This is a genomic window from Candidatus Aramenus sp. CH1 (genome assembly GCA_022678445.1).
Lineage (GTDB): Archaea > Thermoproteota > Thermoprotei_A > Sulfolobales > Sulfolobaceae > Aramenus.
In genome coordinates, this window is the sequence record JALBWU010000007.1 from 219,346 (window position 1) to 234,036 (window position 14,691).

The 14,691-nt window shown below is 46.2% G+C and carries 20 protein-coding genes, 1 tRNA gene, 1 other RNA gene and 1 pseudogene; 13 read left to right on the forward strand and 10 right to left on the reverse strand.

The window, feature by feature from the left end:
- The first annotated feature begins 39 nt into the window (after nucleotides 1-39).
- The 3 genes from MPF33_07270 to moaC all read left to right on the forward strand — a co-directional run bounded on the left by MPF33_07270 (nucleotide 40) and on the right by moaC (nucleotide 1,968).
- Nucleotides 40-1,278, forward strand: coding sequence for an ORC1-type DNA replication protein (locus MPF33_07270; protein ID MCI2415024.1), 1,239 nt, complete (start codon nucleotides 40-42; stop codon nucleotides 1,276-1,278).
- A 61-nt stretch (nucleotides 1,279-1,339) separates the two neighbouring features.
- Nucleotides 1,340-1,531 carry a hypothetical protein gene (locus MPF33_07275; GenBank protein MCI2415025.1) on the forward strand — a complete coding sequence of 64 codons (192 nt, stop codon included), beginning with the start codon at nucleotides 1,340-1,342 and terminating at the stop codon, nucleotides 1,529-1,531.
- On the forward strand, nucleotides 1,528-1,968 hold the full coding sequence (gene moaC, locus MPF33_07280) for a cyclic pyranopterin monophosphate synthase MoaC (protein MCI2415026.1): 441 nt from the start codon (nucleotides 1,528-1,530) through the stop codon (nucleotides 1,966-1,968). Before MPF33_07275 ends, moaC begins: the two co-directional genes overlap by 4 nt.
- Here the strand turns inward: moaC and MPF33_07285 are convergent.
- From MPF33_07285 to MPF33_07310, 6 genes are all read right to left on the reverse strand, one after another.
- Nucleotides 1,955-3,259: a replication factor C large subunit gene (locus MPF33_07285; protein ID MCI2415027.1), complete on the reverse strand. Its 1,305-nt coding sequence runs from the start codon at nucleotides 3,257-3,259 to the stop codon at nucleotides 1,955-1,957. The two genes, moaC and MPF33_07285, sit on opposite strands and share 14 nt — an antisense overlap.
- A complete protein-coding gene (locus tag MPF33_07290; GenBank protein MCI2415028.1) occupies nucleotides 3,252-4,244 on the reverse strand; it encodes a replication factor C small subunit in 993 nt (330 codons plus the stop codon). The genes MPF33_07285 and MPF33_07290 overlap by 8 nt, the downstream gene beginning before the upstream one ends.
- A gap of 41 nt (nucleotides 4,245-4,285) precedes the next feature.
- On the reverse strand, nucleotides 4,286-4,726 hold the full coding sequence (locus MPF33_07295; GenBank protein MCI2415029.1) for a YbhB/YbcL family Raf kinase inhibitor-like protein: 441 nt from the start codon (nucleotides 4,724-4,726) through the stop codon (nucleotides 4,286-4,288).
- Nucleotides 4,727-4,749: 23 nt separating this feature from the next.
- Complete coding sequence (gene psmB / locus MPF33_07300) at nucleotides 4,750-5,364, reverse strand: archaeal proteasome endopeptidase complex subunit beta (protein MCI2415030.1); 615 nt, start codon at nucleotides 5,362-5,364, stop codon at nucleotides 4,750-4,752.
- A 129-nt stretch (nucleotides 5,365-5,493) separates the two neighbouring features.
- Complete coding sequence (locus MPF33_07305) at nucleotides 5,494-6,297, reverse strand: DUF1641 domain-containing protein (protein MCI2415031.1); 804 nt, start codon at nucleotides 6,295-6,297, stop codon at nucleotides 5,494-5,496.
- A 32-nt stretch (nucleotides 6,298-6,329) separates the two neighbouring features.
- On the reverse strand, nucleotides 6,330-7,559 hold the full coding sequence (locus tag MPF33_07310; GenBank protein ID MCI2415032.1) for an NAD(P)/FAD-dependent oxidoreductase: 1,230 nt from the start codon (nucleotides 7,557-7,559) through the stop codon (nucleotides 6,330-6,332).
- A 154-nt stretch (nucleotides 7,560-7,713) separates the two neighbouring features.
- On the opposite strand from MPF33_07310, the gene MPF33_07315 reads away from it, so the two are divergent.
- Both MPF33_07315 and MPF33_07320 read left to right on the forward strand, forming a co-directional pair.
- Nucleotides 7,714-8,301: an alpha/beta hydrolase gene (locus MPF33_07315; protein ID MCI2415033.1), complete on the forward strand. Its 588-nt coding sequence runs from the start codon at nucleotides 7,714-7,716 to the stop codon at nucleotides 8,299-8,301.
- A complete protein-coding gene (locus MPF33_07320) occupies nucleotides 8,301-8,936 on the forward strand; it encodes a DUF2250 domain-containing protein (GenBank protein MCI2415034.1) in 636 nt (211 codons plus the stop codon). Before MPF33_07315 ends, MPF33_07320 begins: the two co-directional genes overlap by 1 nt.
- Here MPF33_07320 and meaB read toward each other — a convergent pair whose 3' ends face one another.
- From meaB to MPF33_07335, 3 genes are all read right to left on the reverse strand, one after another.
- On the reverse strand, nucleotides 8,937-9,884 hold the full coding sequence (gene meaB, locus MPF33_07325) for a methylmalonyl Co-A mutase-associated GTPase MeaB (GenBank protein MCI2415035.1): 948 nt from the start codon (nucleotides 9,882-9,884) through the stop codon (nucleotides 8,937-8,939).
- Nucleotides 9,874-10,293 (reverse strand): cobalamin B12-binding domain-containing protein, encoded by a 420-nt coding sequence (locus MPF33_07330; protein ID MCI2415036.1) that lies wholly within the window; start codon nucleotides 10,291-10,293, stop codon nucleotides 9,874-9,876. The genes meaB and MPF33_07330 overlap by 11 nt, the downstream gene beginning before the upstream one ends.
- 514 nt (nucleotides 10,294-10,807) lie before the next feature.
- Nucleotides 10,808-10,882 (reverse strand) — tRNA-Arg (locus MPF33_07335).
- A 41-nt stretch (nucleotides 10,883-10,923) separates the two neighbouring features.
- Here MPF33_07335 and rpiA point away from each other — a divergent pair.
- The 8 genes from rpiA to rnpB all read left to right on the forward strand — a co-directional run bounded on the left by rpiA (nucleotide 10,924) and on the right by rnpB (nucleotide 14,163).
- Nucleotides 10,924-11,607, forward strand: coding sequence for a ribose 5-phosphate isomerase A (gene rpiA, locus MPF33_07340; protein ID MCI2415037.1), 684 nt, complete (start codon nucleotides 10,924-10,926; stop codon nucleotides 11,605-11,607).
- Nucleotides 11,576-11,923, forward strand: a complete 348-nt coding sequence (locus tag MPF33_07345) for a metal-binding protein (GenBank protein ID MCI2415038.1) — start codon at nucleotides 11,576-11,578, stop codon at nucleotides 11,921-11,923. The genes rpiA and MPF33_07345 overlap by 32 nt, the downstream gene beginning before the upstream one ends.
- A complete protein-coding gene (locus MPF33_07350; protein ID MCI2415039.1) occupies nucleotides 11,920-12,072 on the forward strand; it encodes a hypothetical protein in 153 nt (50 codons plus the stop codon). Before MPF33_07345 ends, MPF33_07350 begins: the two co-directional genes overlap by 4 nt.
- Nucleotides 12,073-12,078: 6 nt before the next feature.
- Nucleotides 12,079-12,399 (forward strand): transcription elongation factor, encoded by a 321-nt coding sequence (locus MPF33_07355; GenBank protein ID MCI2415040.1) that lies wholly within the window; start codon nucleotides 12,079-12,081, stop codon nucleotides 12,397-12,399.
- Complete coding sequence (locus MPF33_07360) at nucleotides 12,353-13,111, forward strand: geranylgeranylglyceryl/heptaprenylglyceryl phosphate synthase (protein MCI2415041.1); 759 nt, start codon at nucleotides 12,353-12,355, stop codon at nucleotides 13,109-13,111. Before MPF33_07355 ends, MPF33_07360 begins: the two co-directional genes overlap by 47 nt.
- A gap of 3 nt (nucleotides 13,112-13,114) precedes the next feature.
- Nucleotides 13,115-13,288, forward strand: a complete 174-nt coding sequence (locus tag MPF33_07365) for a preprotein translocase subunit Sec61beta (GenBank protein MCI2415042.1) — start codon at nucleotides 13,115-13,117, stop codon at nucleotides 13,286-13,288.
- Nucleotides 13,289-13,299: 11 nt separating this feature from the next.
- The gene (locus MPF33_07370; protein MCI2415043.1) at nucleotides 13,300-13,869 is read left to right on the forward strand and encodes a CBS domain-containing protein; all 570 of its coding nucleotides are present in this window, start codon (nucleotides 13,300-13,302) and stop codon (nucleotides 13,867-13,869) included.
- Nucleotides 13,857-14,163: RNase P RNA component (rnpB, locus tag MPF33_07375), an RNA gene on the forward strand. The genes MPF33_07370 and rnpB overlap by 13 nt, the downstream gene beginning before the upstream one ends.
- A 62-nt stretch (nucleotides 14,164-14,225) precedes the next feature.
- Here rnpB and MPF33_07380 read toward each other — a convergent pair.
- Nucleotides 14,226-14,654 (reverse strand): annotated as a pseudogene (locus MPF33_07380) (DUF367 family protein).
- Nucleotides 14,655-14,691: the final 37 nt, after the last annotated feature.

Consider the following 14,691-nt stretch of genomic DNA (forward strand, 5'->3'; position numbering starts at 1 on the left):
AATAGTAATACCACGAACAATTACGTATAGGCGAAAGTTATGTCTGACCCTATGGATATTATAAGCTCAGAACTTAACGCTCCTTCTGTGTTTAGAGAAAAGGCTGTGCTCTCCCCAGACTACCTACCTAAGAGGCTTCTACATAGGGAGGACAAGATAAGGGAGCTCACAATAGCTTTTAAGGAAGTGATAAGTGACCCAGGGAACACTTCAGTTAGGGCAGTCATCTGGGGGAGGACGGGGACTGGAAAGACAGCCACCGCAAAGTCATTTGGGAAGAGCTTTAAGGAAGTCGTCAATAAGAAGGGAATTAAGGTAGAATACGTTCATATCAACTGTCACAGGCAGAGGACCCTTTACCTCCTTACCCTCGAAGTCGCCAACACGCTAAAGCTCCCCATACCCGTTAGGGGGCTGTCCTCCCAGGAGGTCTTTAAGGTCATCCACGACTACTTGGACAGAAGGAACATGTACGTGATTGTGGCCCTAGACGAGTTTGACTATTTCGTCAACACCTCCTCTCAAGAGGACGTATACTTCTTGGTAAGGCTTTATGACGAGCTGTCTACTGCAGTGAAGAGGATCAGTTACATCTTCATAGTAAGGGACTTGTCGTACATAAACTCCTTAGATAAGAGCGTGAAGGATCACATACTTAGAAACATAATAGAGTTCAAGCCCTATAGCTCTTCGGAGCTTTACGACATAATGCGCGATAGGGTGACAGAGGCTTTTCAGGAGAATGCTGTAATGGCCGAGACCATTAGGTATATAGCTGACGTGAACGGTTTCGACAAAGGAGGTAGTGGGAACGCAAGGCTGTCCATAGAAACCTTGGAGCTAGCGGGCGAAATAGCAGATAGGGAGAAGTCTCCAGTTGTCACGGTAGAACATGCTAAACTTGCTAACTCGAAACTGAACCAAGAGGCTAGCGTTATCCTCGACGAGATAGGCGACCTAGAGCTCCACAACCTCCTCCTCATAAAGGCTGTCATGAACCTCACGAAGAAGTATAGGGACGACGAGTTTCCGATGGGAAAGGTAGAAGAGGAGTACCAGCAGGTGTGCAGGGACCTTGGAGAGAAGCCAAGGAGGCACACTCAAGTCTATGAATACGTGAGGAGGTTGAGGCTAATGGGCGTTCTCAGTACGCGTCAAAGCGGTAGGGGCCTTAGGGGGAGGACAACGTTGATATCTCTCGCTTTTCCGGTCACGCAAGACCTCGAGGATTACGTGAACAAGCAGATTAGGGTGAGGATTAATACAAGAGAAGAATAGGCTTAACTCTAGGGCCTATCAGAGGCTAAAGCTCCTATTAGCCCTCATGAAGTATGGGGAGTTGAGCGTCTCAAAGTTGGCCAAGCTATCTGGAGTTCGATTCTCGATATTGAAAGAGGAACTGGAGTACTTGAAGGGGAAGGAATACATAGAGGTGATGGAAGTTGGGAGAGTTAAGGTCGTTAAACTTAACTATTCTAACCATAAAGTTATAATTCTTAGAAACCTTCTTGAAGAAATTGAGGAAATATGAGCGCTAGGATGGTTGACATATCGCCTAAGGACGTAGTTTTAAGGGAGGCAGTAGCTGAGGGGTATATAAAGCTTAAGCCCAACACTATTGAGAGGATAAGGAAGGGGGAGATAGAGAAGGGCGATGTTATAGCGGTAGCAAAGGTCGCCGGAATCATGGCTGCAAAGAAGACTCCTGAATTGTTACCAATGTGTCACCCAATCCCCCTAGAGTACGTTAACGTTGAGGTAGAGCTAGAGGAAGACAAAGTTAAAGTCAGATCTACAATAAGGGCCCACTATAAGACAGGCGTGGAGATGGAAGCCTTAACTTCAGTCTCAGTTGCTTTGCTCACAGTATGGGATATGACGAAGCAATACGAAAAGGACGAAAACGGGCAATATCCTTCAACGTCTATAGAAGGGATAAAGATAGTGAGCAAGGTTAAGTCCTTCTAGTGTACCTCTTATAGGATCTCTTTGTGCGCTTCTCTTCTGGTTGATCTCCGGTTTCTTCTCTTCTTCCTCTCAAGTTTATGACGTAGTCCCTCTCTCGAGGTGAGAGGTCGAGTTTTTCTCCCATTTTCTCGTCGTAGTATTGCGTAAAGAAGGGATATACGTCATTGAGTATCTTCTGCGTTGATGAATGCATCCTTTTTCCGATTTTTTCCAGAATTGAGTTCATTATTTCCCTTGTTTCTTTCGTTTTGGAGAGAAGTTGTATTGTTTGAGGGAACTGATATTTTACCCATCTGGCTTTCCACCCTGGCTTCCCCTTCCCCTTTTCCGCCAGCGCCACACCGGGGCCCATGAGGTCAAATACGTAGCTTAATAGCCCCCAGTCGGAGAGCTTTGCCCTAGTTAAGAAGATCGAAGCCCTAGAGAGTGCGTCATATGCCCTCCATACGTCCTCCATGTTGCTGTACTGGAGGGGTATGTTTTCCGAGAACCACTTAATGAGTAGGTCGTAATCGACTTGTGAACTAGTCACGGCGTTCTTTGCCTGCCAAGCGTACTTGGCCCAGAAGACGCTCCTCAGTGTCTCGAAGGGGTCAAGCTCGCTTTCCTTCCTTTTGGATATTTCCTCTACTAGTTTTTTCGTTACCTTTTTGTATCCTTCCGCTACCGATTGAAGGATATTTATTGCGTATCTAGCGTCCCCATCACTTAGGTCTATGATTGAGCTAAGCGCTTCATCTTCGCACTCTATTTTTTCGTTTTGACATATTTTAGTTAGTATCCTCTTTAAGGCGTACTTTCCAAGTTTCTTCACTTCTATCATCTTGGCAGAGTTCCTCAGTTCTCTTAGCGAGGGATTCCAAGGGTCGTTAGCGGCCATTATCACGGGGTACTTTGTCTTCTGTATTAGCTCAAGGATAGTAGGTATGGCTCCCGTGTCCTCCTTTGTGTTAATTCCATCAACCTCGTCCAAGAATATGATCTTTCCCCTAGTTCCGAACAAGGAACCACTAGTAGCTGCCCTTTCAGCGATGTTCTTTATTGCAGTTAAGTTTCTGCTGTCACTGGCGTTCATCTCAAGGAGTTCCATTTTGTAATCGCGTGCCAAGGTTAGTGCAAGCGTCGTCTTGCCTGAGCCTGGAGGGCCGTAAAGTAATATTGCCTTTGCCTCAGGTTTTCCCTTTAGCCACGAGTCCATCCACTGTTTTACTTGCTCCTTTACGTCATCCTGGTTCTCGATTTCGTTCAAACTTTTAGGTCTGTACTTTATTGTCCAAGGAACCCTACTCATTGCTATTACCTAGGTACTTGTTGCCGTAAATCGCTATTTTCGCAAGTAGGCTGGATAGTTGTATTTCGTCGTCTGCGCCTTCAATAATTCTAAACTCGACTTCGCCTACGTAGTCCATCAGAAGTACCCTGAGTTCCTCTGGGATCGGGATCTCGTTGGAGGTAAGCTCCCTGTGAACTTGCTTGACTATGTCCTCCCCGGAGAGACCATAGGTCACAATGAGAGACCTCAGCTTTTCCCTAGCGTCTAAGAACTTTCCCTTAAGTGCGAGGTTTAACATGTCCCTTACTTCCTTAGGCTGGGCGAACCCCAATACTTTGTACACCGACTCAACTGTGACCTTACCGTACGACGACGCTGCTTGGAGTATATTGATGGACTTCCTCATGTCCCCCATTGTGATTTCGTAGATCGTCTCAAGGGCCTTTGGGTCGTAGGACACTTTCTCGTTCTTAGCTATGTATTCCAGTCTCACAACTACGTCCTCCTTCTTCAGGGGGTAGAACCTAAATAGGGCTGTCCTCGACTGTATTGGGTCAATTATCTTGCTCAAGTAGTTGCATGCTAGAATGAATCTAGTGGTCTCTGTGTATAGCTCCATAGTTCTCCTGAGCGCTTGTTGAGCATCTGCCGTCATGTTGTCCGCCTCGTCCAGTAGAATTACCTTGAATGGGACGTTAGAAGGTATCATTGTTCTGGCGAACTCCTTTACCTTGTTTCTGATCACGTCTATACCCCTTTCATCACTGGCGTTCAGTTCAAGAAAGAACTGCTCGTAGTTCTCACCGTAGAGGTCGTGCACTAAAGCTAAGGCCGCAGTGGTCTTTCCAGTACCTGGAGGCCCTGCGAAGAGAAGGTGAGGCATGTTCTTCTCTTGGACGAATTTCTTCAACCTATTCACTATATCAGTCTGGTTAACTATGTCGTCAAGTGTCCTAGGTCTGTATTTCTCAGCCCACAAAACCTCCTCGCTAGCTTCTACCATACTAAAATAATGATAGACTAAAAATAAAAAGTGATACTTCCTCACTTCCTCTTGTAAGTTCCCATTATTGAGCCCCTATCTATGACGTGGCCGTTCATCATCTCCTTCAACTTCTCGGCAGTCACGTCGCGCTTTGCGGGAAGTTCTATGTCCAACGCATAGACGTTAAAGTAGTATCTGTGGGGCCCATGGGTTCTCGGGGGACAAGGCCCTCCATACCCCACTTCTCCGAAGTCATTTAGACCTTGAATTCCGAGCTCGGACCTTCTCTTAACCCCATCTGGCAGGGAATTTACCTTCAAGTTATAAATAACCCAGTGATAGAAAGTTCCTCCAGGGGCATCAGGATCCTCTACAATAACAGCGTAAGTCTTGGCATTCTCCACTTTGTCCCATTGGAGAGGAGGTGAAACGTTCTCGCCATCGCACGTGTACTTTGTGGGGATAGGCTCTCCGTTCTTGAAAACCGACTTTACTTCCATGTAGGAATATAATAAAAACGACCTTAAATCTTCTTATTTGGGTAAACTTCTTTCTCTACATGTCCTGTAGTGTCTATCTTGGTGACTATGACCCCGGTTCCGGTATATGAGTCTCTTTTAATCGCGGCTAGAACTGCTCTGGCTGCCAGATCCATAGCCTCGTCACCGCTTATGTTTTCGCTATACCCGTCTTCTAAGACGCCCATTGCTACTGGAGATCCTGATCCAGTAGCTACGTACTTCTCCTCCGTCATGTCGCCGAAATAGTCTAGGTTAAACAGCCGGGGCGCGTTGTCAAAACCGCCTAAAAGGATCTGGACAACGTAAGGAAAATACTTGTTCTGGGAAAGAAGGTTAGCCAAATAAGTTGCTAGCGCTTTTACCGTAGTAGGTCTATTCCCAGCAACGTAGTTGTAGTGGTACAAGTTCTTTAATATATTGTAGATAAATTGAAGGTCTGCAACACTCCCAGCTGTAGTGACCCCTATTTTGTCTGTAACGTAAAGTATTTTCCTTACCATCTTGTTTGCAACAAAGAAACCCGCGCTTGCCCTCCTGTCAGCTGCTAGGACTACCGAGTCCCTTGCCACTACGCCAACAGTTGTGGTGCCCTTGAGAACTTTAATCTTAGTTTCCATGATTACCCGTCTATAATAATTAGTAGAAGATATATGAAACTTTCTTAAAAGGAGTAGACTTCCCTCGGAAAAAGATTAGAACAAACTAATATGAGTTAATTCAAAGTTAGAGGTAAGGGTAAAAAGGTTTCACATGCTATTGTAGTTCCTACCTATATGCTTGAGAATTGATATGACTAGTCCTACTCCTTTTTGTACATCAGGGTCCCTCAATGCGGACAACAATCCCATAAGACCTAGAGGCTTTACCGACTCTGTCTTAATCGCATCGCCTATCTCGTTTACTAACACTGTGTAGTACTTAAAGTTCTCTAAGTTCAGCTTACTTAGGTCTTTCATTATCTGATCCCAGTTGTTTAACAAGTTTAAGGTGAAGTCGTTAACTAGTCCCGAGACTACCTTACCGATGGTCTCTTCGTCCTTTAGAATCCCGGCAATTGGGTCAAGGATTCCAGACCTTTGCAGGTCACTTAGGAGGCCTAGGACTTTCTTGATCGACGCTAAATTGTCGTCGTTGGTTACTACGTCTAATAGCTCTACAAGGCTATTCCATCTTCCTAGCAAGCTAAGGACTTTGTCGTTAACTATAGCTCCCATTATTTTGCTCATGTACTCTTCGTCGTTTAGTAAGCCAAGCAGTGGGTCAACTATGCCCGACTTTCTCAACTGGGATATCATGTTCATTGCGAACTGCATGTTCTCCTTGGTAGTCTCGTTAGAGAGCATGTCCAGTAATTCGACTAAATTGTTCCAATTACTCGCCAGAGCAATAGTCCTGTCGTTAACTATAGCTCCCATTATTTTTCCTAGGTACTCCTCGTCGTCAAGGATTCCGCTTACTACGTCTATGAGGCCTAGCTTGTCTAATTTCTCTAAAAGATTCATAAGGTGGTTTACAGTGAGGATTTTGTCTCCAGTTAGGAGGTTATCCAAAAAACTAACTTCCACTTCCGACGCCGTACTAATCACCAGCTGGCCAGGAACTTCTCTAGGGCCATGTCTCCCTTTGTCCACATGAAGTACTTGGTGAATAGCTCTTTCTTCAAGTGGTTCACAGCAGCAGGCTCCGCCACGGACACGTTTCCGCCGTACCAAGTGTCGTCCTTAACGTTTACCGCGTAGCCCTCCAGTGGGTTATCGGCTACGCATACAATAGTTGGATAATAGCTGTCCACCTTTGTCTGTATGCCCAGCCTGTTTGCCAAGTGCTGTGCTGCTATTCTACCCGTCATCACTGCGAGATAGCCTAGTTTTGGTACGGTAATTGCGTTTGAGTCGCCAACTGCGTATACGTTGTCGTACTTTAATGAGACCATGTTCAGATCAGTTGGGATGAACCCTCCGTCGTCTACTAGGTCTGGAGTGGAGTTCTTTAGGGCAGGGTTACCAGTGTATGGTGGGAGGAGAATGCTAAGGTCAGATTCTAGCTTGTTCCCCTTTTCGTCAACAACCTCATGCTCTCTTATTTCCTTAAGTCTAAAGTTATGAACCAGCTTTATTCCCAGCTGGCCGTAGATAGAAGCTACAGTCTTCCTGGACTGCGGTGATAAGTCAGATAAGTACTCGCCTGGCGAGTACACGGTTATGTGAACCTTGTCCAACATCCCCTTCTTCTTGAAGTACCCGTGCAGCATTAGGGACATTTCAAATACAGGGCCTTCGCATGCTGAGTCAGCGTTAGGCACGAAGTTCTCGGGGACCTTGGGCTTCGGGTTGTGGCCTTGGTAGAAGGGACCCGAGCCGATGGTAATGTTCCCTCCTTTGAAGTCCTTCAGCCTCTCCCTAAGCTTAGTGGCAAATTCTGGCTCACATACGCTGTAGCCGTATTGGTCCCATCCCTTTACAAGTTCTGTAGCCAAGTGAGCTCCGATTCCAACTATCACGTAGTCGTAGTCCTCTTCCTCAGTTGAGCCATCGGGCTTGGTGTATATTACCTTGCTTGACCTAGCATCTATCTTCTGCACTTTACCCTCCTGGAACTTTATGCCTTTCTCCGGCAGAGCTTGGGCAAGGTCTATTTTGAGTTCCTCCACGTCTCTAACTCCTATTGCAACGTGGGGAAGTGCTGGCCTGAAGTACGAGAACCTGCTCTGGTTTATCACTTTAATCTCAGCTGTGCTTCCTATTAACCTCTTTAATGTGTATGCGGTAGTTAGACCTCCAAATCTAGCTCCTAAAACTAACACCTTGGTCATGTCTGATCATAAATAATTCTGCGGACATATTTAAAAAACTTTGTTTCGAAAATTTTTATATAATTTAAGCTTTAAATTACCTTTATTTTTTAAAAAATTATATATTTGCAATCATATTCAGAAACTTTTTAACTGCTAAAATATACATTTCCTTATGGAACTTCTCGAGAACTACGTGGAAGTAGGGGGTGCTAAGATACATTATATAGAGAGGGGAAAAGGCAGGCCCGTTATCTTACACCACGGGGCCAGGTTCAATGCCAGGACGTGGGAAGAGACCGGGACCGTATCCGCAATAGCCGAAGTTGGCTTTAGGGCGATCTCTGTCGACTTTCCAGGGTTTGGTAGGTCGGAAAGAGGGAACTTTAGTAACCTTAGCGAGTTCATAGGGGAATTCGTGAAGGCGTTAGGGCTCGAGAGGCCAATACTTTTAGGGGCCTCTATGGGAGGTGAGGCTGTCCTGGCGTACGCCGTAGATAACCGGGAAAAGGTAGGAGGTCTAATACTAGTTGGAGCGGTAGGAGTCACAAATTACGAAAGTAATCTCTCAAACTTAGACGGATTGCCCGTGCTCTTAATATGGGGTAAAAACGACACAGTATCGCCCAAGAGAAACTACGAGGCCATTCTGGGACACGTTAAGACAGCTCGCCTAGAGATCGTTGGTAGTCAACATGCTTGCTACCTTGATGACCCGAAAGGGTTTAACGAAAAAATTAAGGAATTTCTGAAGGGCTTATGATGGAAGAGGAACTCAAATCTAAACTCCTAGAAGTGCTCAAGGACAAGAGGTACTTAGAGGTACTGAGGCATCTGAAGAAGGCCAACGTGGACTACGGAAAGTCGATAATGCTCAACACTAAGATACCCATAGACCAGGTCGTGGAGATCCTTGATAGGCTGGAGAAGTTGGGCCTCATAGAAAGGGTTCATGGAGCTACCTTAAAGAACACTGAGGCCAAGTTCAAGTTGAGCTCGGAAGTCCATAAGCATCATACATACTACAAGCTGACAAGAGAAGGGGACCATCTACTCAGAAACCTAGACGAGAAGGAACTGATAAACGGATACATAGACCTGGTGAGGGGAGACGACCTAGCTAAAAATATACTTAAGCTAGCAGACGAGCTTAACGCTGATCATGCGTTAACCTACGCTAAGTTAACGCATAAGACTCTTGAGGAAATAATGCCCAAACTAGAGGAGCTCGAAAGAATAGGGCTCATAGAGGAGGCCAAAGCCAAGATAATAAAGTTCGGGGACAGAAAGTCTAAACCAAAGAAGGAGACAAGGACGCACCACAAGTACTACGGCCTATCTAGGATAGGGGAGTTGGTTGTAAGGGAAATGAAAAGGAAAGGACTGTTGGGTAAGTAGCTAAATCCTCTGTTTAAACCTCTCGTATACTTCTCTAATAGCCTTATTCAAATTTATCCCCTTACTTTCGTACTCCGAGAGCACGGTCCTGTTTTCCTTGAGTGTCTCCTCTAGGACGGCCTCTAACTTCCTCCTTAAGTAAAGCTCAATTAGCTTGTGCCTCCTTTCGATTACCCTCTTTTCGAAGAGGCCTCTGCTTTTGACGAACTCCTCGTGTTCCCTAAGCCGTTTAGTCAGTTCCTCTATTCCCATTCCCTTAAGCGCGCTCACCTTAACCACTTGTGGCTTCCATCCATCTCTCCAGAACGTCTCACCGCTCTCTATGGCGAACTTAATGGAGTCGTAGAGTGCCTCGGCCTCTGGTTTGTCGGCTTTGTTGACCACGTAGAAGTCACCTATTTCCATGATCCCCGCCTTAAGGGCTTGGATCTCGTCACCACTTCCCGGTATGGCCAACACTAGAATTGAGTGAACTACCGAAACAACGTCTGTGTCAGTCTGCCCAGAACCTACAGTTTCAAGGATTATCCTGTCGAAACCTAGACCGTCCAAAGCCTCTATTAACATAATTGCCTCCGCCGAGACTCCACCTAGGAACCCCCGTGAAGCTAGGCTCCTTATGAACACGTTTTTGTTCATGGTCTTGTCCTGCATCCTTATTCTGTTTCCCATGAAGGAGCCCTTGGAGAAGGGACTTGAGGGGTCTACCATGACTACCCCAACCTTTAACCCCTCCTTGGTGTAGTGGTCAATCAGAGTCGATATTAAAGTGCTCTTGCCAGCCCCAGGGGATCCCGTGATCCCTATAGTGTACGCTCTTCCAGCCCTAGCGCTCAGCTCTTCTAGGTACTCCATTCCCTCCTCTGAAAAATACTCTATCTTAGTCAAGATCCTTGATATGGAGAGCTCGTCTCCTTCTATTGCCTTTTTGAGGAGCTCACGATTCAACTTTAATACCTCTCTTTCTGGAGGCAACCGACTTTACTTTTTCGACGACTTCCTTTAAGCTGGATCCTGGCAAAAACACCTCGTCCACTCCCATCTCCTTTAGCCTCTCTATATCCTGTGGTGGTATAACTCCTCCCACTACTAGTCCCACGTCGTTTAAGCCGTACTTCTTCATGTATTCAACTACCCTAGGAACAAGCTCCAAGTGAGCCCCGCTCAGGATACTAATACCTATCACGTCCGCGTCTTCTTGTACTGTCGTCTTTACTATCTGCTCTGGCGTTTGTCTAAGACCCGTGTAAACTACTTCCATTCCTGCGTCTTTTAGCGCCCTTGCAATTACCTTTGCTCCCCTATCATGTCCATCCAGTCCAAGCTTGGCCACGATTACCTTAATCCTCTTTTCCATGTCTTCCCATAGAGTATTATTGCTTAAAATGTTTAAACTTTACTTTGATTTTGTCTAATCTCACGAAGAAATATGTTACTGCTAACATACGATAAAGATGCAACTAAACCAGTGGTTGGAATGTCCTTGATAAGTAATAAGACAAACCTCCCTTGGCGGGGTTAAGGTTTTAACATGAAAACGATTTCCTTTTATGGCGCTTCCTTTGGCGAACTAAAGATGAGGAGCCAGATTACTCCCGCAATTCCGGAAGCGTCAAAACCGCAGTTGTGAGGCTCTTCCCTAGTGGGTAAACAGAGGAAATTGAGGAAGTTGGCAGACGCAACAGCAAAGCTGTGGAACGAGACAAACTACGATAGACAACAATCAAGAAAAGAAAGTGGACCTCAATGACGCGTGGAGGAAGTACAAGGAGGTTCTAGGAGTTAACGCTCAAGCTGTTTTCAGAAGAACAACTTGGTCGTCCTTCTTCTCGTCATTAAAACAAAAACCGTCATTCGTGAATCACGGTTATCGGACCCGCCGGGATTCGAACCCGGGACCTCAGGCTCCGCAGGCCTGCGCTCCGTCCTGGCTGAGCTACGGGTCCTTCACAAAACTTATAAAAAGCTTGGCGACAGTAAATATAAAGTGTACGATCCCAAGGAAGTTGTCGCAAATTACGCCCTACAGCAAATTCCCAACAGGAACGTAATAGGTTTGGGTACTGGCAGGACGGTTAGGAAGCTGGTAGAGGCTCTTGCAAGGAACGGCATTCTTGAGAGCAAGACCTTTGTCACGAGTTCCATAGACACCGAACTGTTAGTTTCTTCCTATCGAGGGAAGGTGTTATCACTGTTTAATGGGGTGAAGCCAGAGATATACGTGGACAGCTTTGACGTGGTCTACCCTCAACGCGACTCGTACGTGATGATAAAGGGCGGAGGGGGAGCCCTACTTAGGGAGAAACTGCTATCCTTTTTCTCGGACCATAGAGTGTTCATAGGAGAGTCCTCAAAGCTGAAGACCTCGCCCCCATTCAAGGTCCCAGTAGAAGTGGTACCCGTAAGCGTTAGCTACGTTATGGAGAAGGTGAGGGAAAAATACGATATATCAGTAAGGGAAGGTGAGGGAAAAATAGGGCCGGTCGTTTCAGATAACGGAAACATCATACTTGACTTGGTGTTAACTAGGGCAGAAGACCTTTGTAAGTTAGACGAGGAACTTAAGCGTATACCGGGAGTAGTTGAGACAGGGGTCTTCTGTAGCCACTTGTACGACGAAATAGTACTAGGTAGTCCAGATGGAAGACTCGAGGTCTTTAAAAAAAGCTGAAATCTCGGTCAAGCAAGGAAGGATAGTAAAGCTTGTGTCCTCTGACTCCTATTTCTCAATTTTCGTCTTCTTGGGAAAGGACAAAAGCAAAGACCACATACTGGACGAGGACTCCTGCGACTGCAAGTCCTTCGTGTTCAGAAGGGTATACAGGGGCGACGGTTCCTGCTACCACGTGATGGCCTTGAAAATGGCCATGGAGAGGGAGAGCTACAGAACGTTGAGGGCCACGTCTAAGGAGGTGTTTGAAGTTCTCCTGGAAATTCACGCTTACGGAAAATCATTAAAACTCAGAAAATTACTAGTTAGTCAATGACGATTAATACACTAGAGGTAGTCCTCATAACTACCGTTATAGTCATATTTGCCGGGATAGCGTACGGGATTTTCGCCGAAGTCCTAGTCAGCTCCGGAAAGAAAGAGGTATTAATTAGAAACGAGAAATCTCCTAAGAGGAAGAGGTAAACAGGTATGGGTGGTAAGAGGAAGAAGAGGACTAAGGTAATAAGGCCCAAACCAAAGCTACCTAAGACGTTTGAGTGCCCTAGATGCGGTAGGATATCCATTTCCGTGGAAATAAAGGACGGGTTAGCAAAAATAAGGTGCGGAAGCTGTAACTTGTACGCGGAGGTGGAGGTGCCTCCTGTTTACGACGAGGCTAACGCCTACGGGAAGTTCCTAGACCTCTACTTGGATGGTAAGTTGCAAATAAAAGAGAACCCAGAAGATAATAGTGAAGGGGAAAATGAAACTGAAGGGGAAAGTGAGGAACCACATCAAGCGTCTAATTAATGAAGGCAGAATCCTGCATTTTTCCTTAATAGACCCGGACAAGGTAGACGACTTATCCTCGCTCTACAACGTGAGCAAAGAGCTTTACGAACACGGTACCAGTGCCTTTCTGGTTGGAGGCACGTTAGGCGTCTCAAGCGGTAAACTTGACGCCATCCTTGACCTACTTGACGACTTCCCAATTCCAAAGATAATCTTCCCGAGCAACATAAACTTGATCTCGCAGAAGGCTGACGCGATCCTCTTTATGTCTCTCCTTAACTCGGACGACCTATATTACGTTATAGGTGCCCAAGTGGCTGCTGCTCCCCTTATCAAGAAGCTTGACCTAGAAACTCTACCCACCGCCTACCTAATTGTTGGCCATGGAGGGACTGCAGCGCACGTAGGGAGAGCCAGGGTAATCCCCTACGATAACGTGGATCTTGCTGTTGCCTACTCCCTAGCTGCGCAGTACATGGGTATGGAGTTCGTTTACCTAGAGGCTGGATCTGGAGCCCCCGAGACTGTGAGGCCAGAGATGGTCCAGATTGTGAGGAGGCTCTCCTCAGTGAACGTTATGGTAGGAGGGGGCATTAGGTCTCCGGAAAGGGCGCTGGAACTAGCTAGGGCTGGAGCAAACATAATAGTTACTGGAAACGTAATAGAAAGGGACCCGCACAGAGCGATAAGCATAATAGAAAGCCTGGGAAAAGTTAAAGTAAGGGAATGAAGGATGCCGGCTACAAAGAAAAAGAAGGAGAACATTCCGCTTATGTCTATGGCTGGCCTAGTGAGGTATTACGAAGAGGAACACGAAAAAGTTAAGATTGACCCTAAAGTGGTGATAATAGGCAGCATCGTAGTTATAGGGATAGTCATAGCCCTTTCTAGACTAGTTCCCATTTAAGGAACGGGGCCATGATTTTTGACGTAAAGGAGATTAAGAGGCTTAGGGAAAGCTTGGGCATAACTCAAGCAGAGCTAGCCAAGAGAGTAGGCGTCTCCCAATCCCTTATAGCGAAGATAGAAAACGGGAAGATAGATCCAAAACTTTCAGTCGTAAAGAAAATATTTGACGAGCTTACCACCCTGATGGAGATTAACGAATATGCCGAAAGGGTCATGCACTCCCCTGTAATAGTGGCAACGTTAGACGAGAGCGTAAAGGATATAGTTGGCAAGATGGAAAAGCACGGCATATCCCAAGTACCGGTGGTCAATTCCTCCTTCGAACTGGTCGGGATAATATACGACTACGTTATTCTGAGAAAGTTGGCCGTTAAGAGCCCAAACGACATTTCGGTAAAGGACATCCTGGCCCCCCTACCTCCTCTCCTAGACCCTAAGACGCCAGTCAGGGAGGTCATGAAGCTCCTCACAAAATACTCTGTGGCGCTAGTTGTGGACAAGAAACTAAAACCACTGGGTATAATTACTAGGAGTGATTTAATAGGCTACCTAATTAATAGTAATAGGGGGCCGCAGTAGGGGGTCACGGGTAAAGCTGAGGAAACTCCAGCCTCCTAGCCCAGTGGAGTCCCAATAGGGACAAGGGCAGTCCCCTTGGCCACTGCACAGAAACGACATCCCTGAGGCCGGAGATGAAGATGATTGGACTCCCAGCGCGGCGACGTGCTGGGATACATGAGACCGGTCCCTGGGAATGAAACGGCAGTCCTCCACGGAGCAAGTCGAGGGGGAGATGAGCTTGGGCTCGATTCCCCTCTGGTACGCTAAGTCAAATCCCCCAATTTACAGAAGTTGGGTTATTGCTGCGGCCCCTTCACAACTTCAGCTTCTATTTTCAAGATCTCCTCTTTCCCCTTACCTTTGTACAGTTCCAAGAGATTCCCGTTTAACTCAAGAAAAGTGTGGCCCCACTTTACTTTGTTCATTATTTCGTAAGCCAGCTCCACCTCCCCAACTATGTAAAGTGCTGCAGCCACAGCCTCTATTGACGATAGTTTGAAGGGCTTGGCGTAGTTGATCGGGTTGCCTGCTAAGAGGAACGGCAACCTCCTGGAGAACTTGTTGTTAAACTTCATAAAGAACTCCTCGTCGGACTTATTCCAGGAAGAGTCGATTACAGTAATGCCCCGCCTCTTCACCGTCTCCCTGTCGTCCGCAGACACAGGAATTTGCGACAGTGGGTTTAAAACAATTCCAAATGGTCTGTAAGACTTTCTAGCATATCCAAACTTTATCATCCTTTTCCCTGTACATTTTTTAGGATCATCCTCGTCAAACTCGATAACGTAGATGTTAATTGACATCGTAAAATTCTTATAACTTTATAATTTATTAAACTAG

What these genes read in the sequence shown, in the direction of transcription:
- MPF33_07270 (MCI2415024.1), top strand. Translation starts at nt 40, where the DNA reads ATGTCTGACCCTATGGATATTATAAGCTCAGAACTTAACGCTCCTTCT.
- MPF33_07310 (MCI2415032.1), bottom strand. Translation starts at nt 7,559, where the DNA reads ATGACCAAGGTGTTAGTTTTAGGAGCTAGATTTGGAGGTCTAACTACC.
- MPF33_07290 (MCI2415028.1), bottom strand. Translation starts at nt 4,244, where the DNA reads ATGGTAGAAGCTAGCGAGGAGGTTTTGTGGGCTGAGAAATACAGACCT.
- MPF33_07295 (MCI2415029.1), bottom strand. Translation starts at nt 4,726, where the DNA reads ATGGAAGTAAAGTCGGTTTTCAAGAACGGAGAGCCTATCCCCACAAAG.
- psmB (MCI2415030.1), bottom strand. Translation starts at nt 5,364, where the DNA reads ATGGAAACTAAGATTAAAGTTCTCAAGGGCACCACAACTGTTGGCGTA.
- MPF33_07320 (MCI2415034.1), top strand. Translation starts at nt 8,301, where the DNA reads ATGGAAGAGGAACTCAAATCTAAACTCCTAGAAGTGCTCAAGGACAAG.
- MPF33_07360 (MCI2415041.1), top strand. Translation starts at nt 12,353, where the DNA reads ATGAAACTGAAGGGGAAAGTGAGGAACCACATCAAGCGTCTAATTAAT.
- MPF33_07350 (MCI2415039.1), top strand. Translation starts at nt 11,920, where the DNA reads ATGACGATTAATACACTAGAGGTAGTCCTCATAACTACCGTTATAGTC.
- MPF33_07330 (MCI2415036.1), bottom strand. Translation starts at nt 10,293, where the DNA reads ATGGAAAAGAGGATTAAGGTAATCGTGGCCAAGCTTGGACTGGATGGA.
- MPF33_07285 (MCI2415027.1), bottom strand. Translation starts at nt 3,259, where the DNA reads ATGAGTAGGGTTCCTTGGACAATAAAGTACAGACCTAAAAGTTTGAAC.
- MPF33_07365 (MCI2415042.1), top strand. Translation starts at nt 13,115, where the DNA reads ATGCCGGCTACAAAGAAAAAGAAGGAGAACATTCCGCTTATGTCTATG.
- MPF33_07370 (MCI2415043.1), top strand. Translation starts at nt 13,300, where the DNA reads ATGATTTTTGACGTAAAGGAGATTAAGAGGCTTAGGGAAAGCTTGGGC.
- MPF33_07345 (MCI2415038.1), top strand. Translation starts at nt 11,576, where the DNA reads ATGGAAGACTCGAGGTCTTTAAAAAAAGCTGAAATCTCGGTCAAGCAA.
- moaC (MCI2415026.1), top strand. Translation starts at nt 1,528, where the DNA reads ATGAGCGCTAGGATGGTTGACATATCGCCTAAGGACGTAGTTTTAAGG.
- MPF33_07355 (MCI2415040.1), top strand. Translation starts at nt 12,079, where the DNA reads ATGGGTGGTAAGAGGAAGAAGAGGACTAAGGTAATAAGGCCCAAACCA.
- MPF33_07315 (MCI2415033.1), top strand. Translation starts at nt 7,714, where the DNA reads ATGGAACTTCTCGAGAACTACGTGGAAGTAGGGGGTGCTAAGATACAT.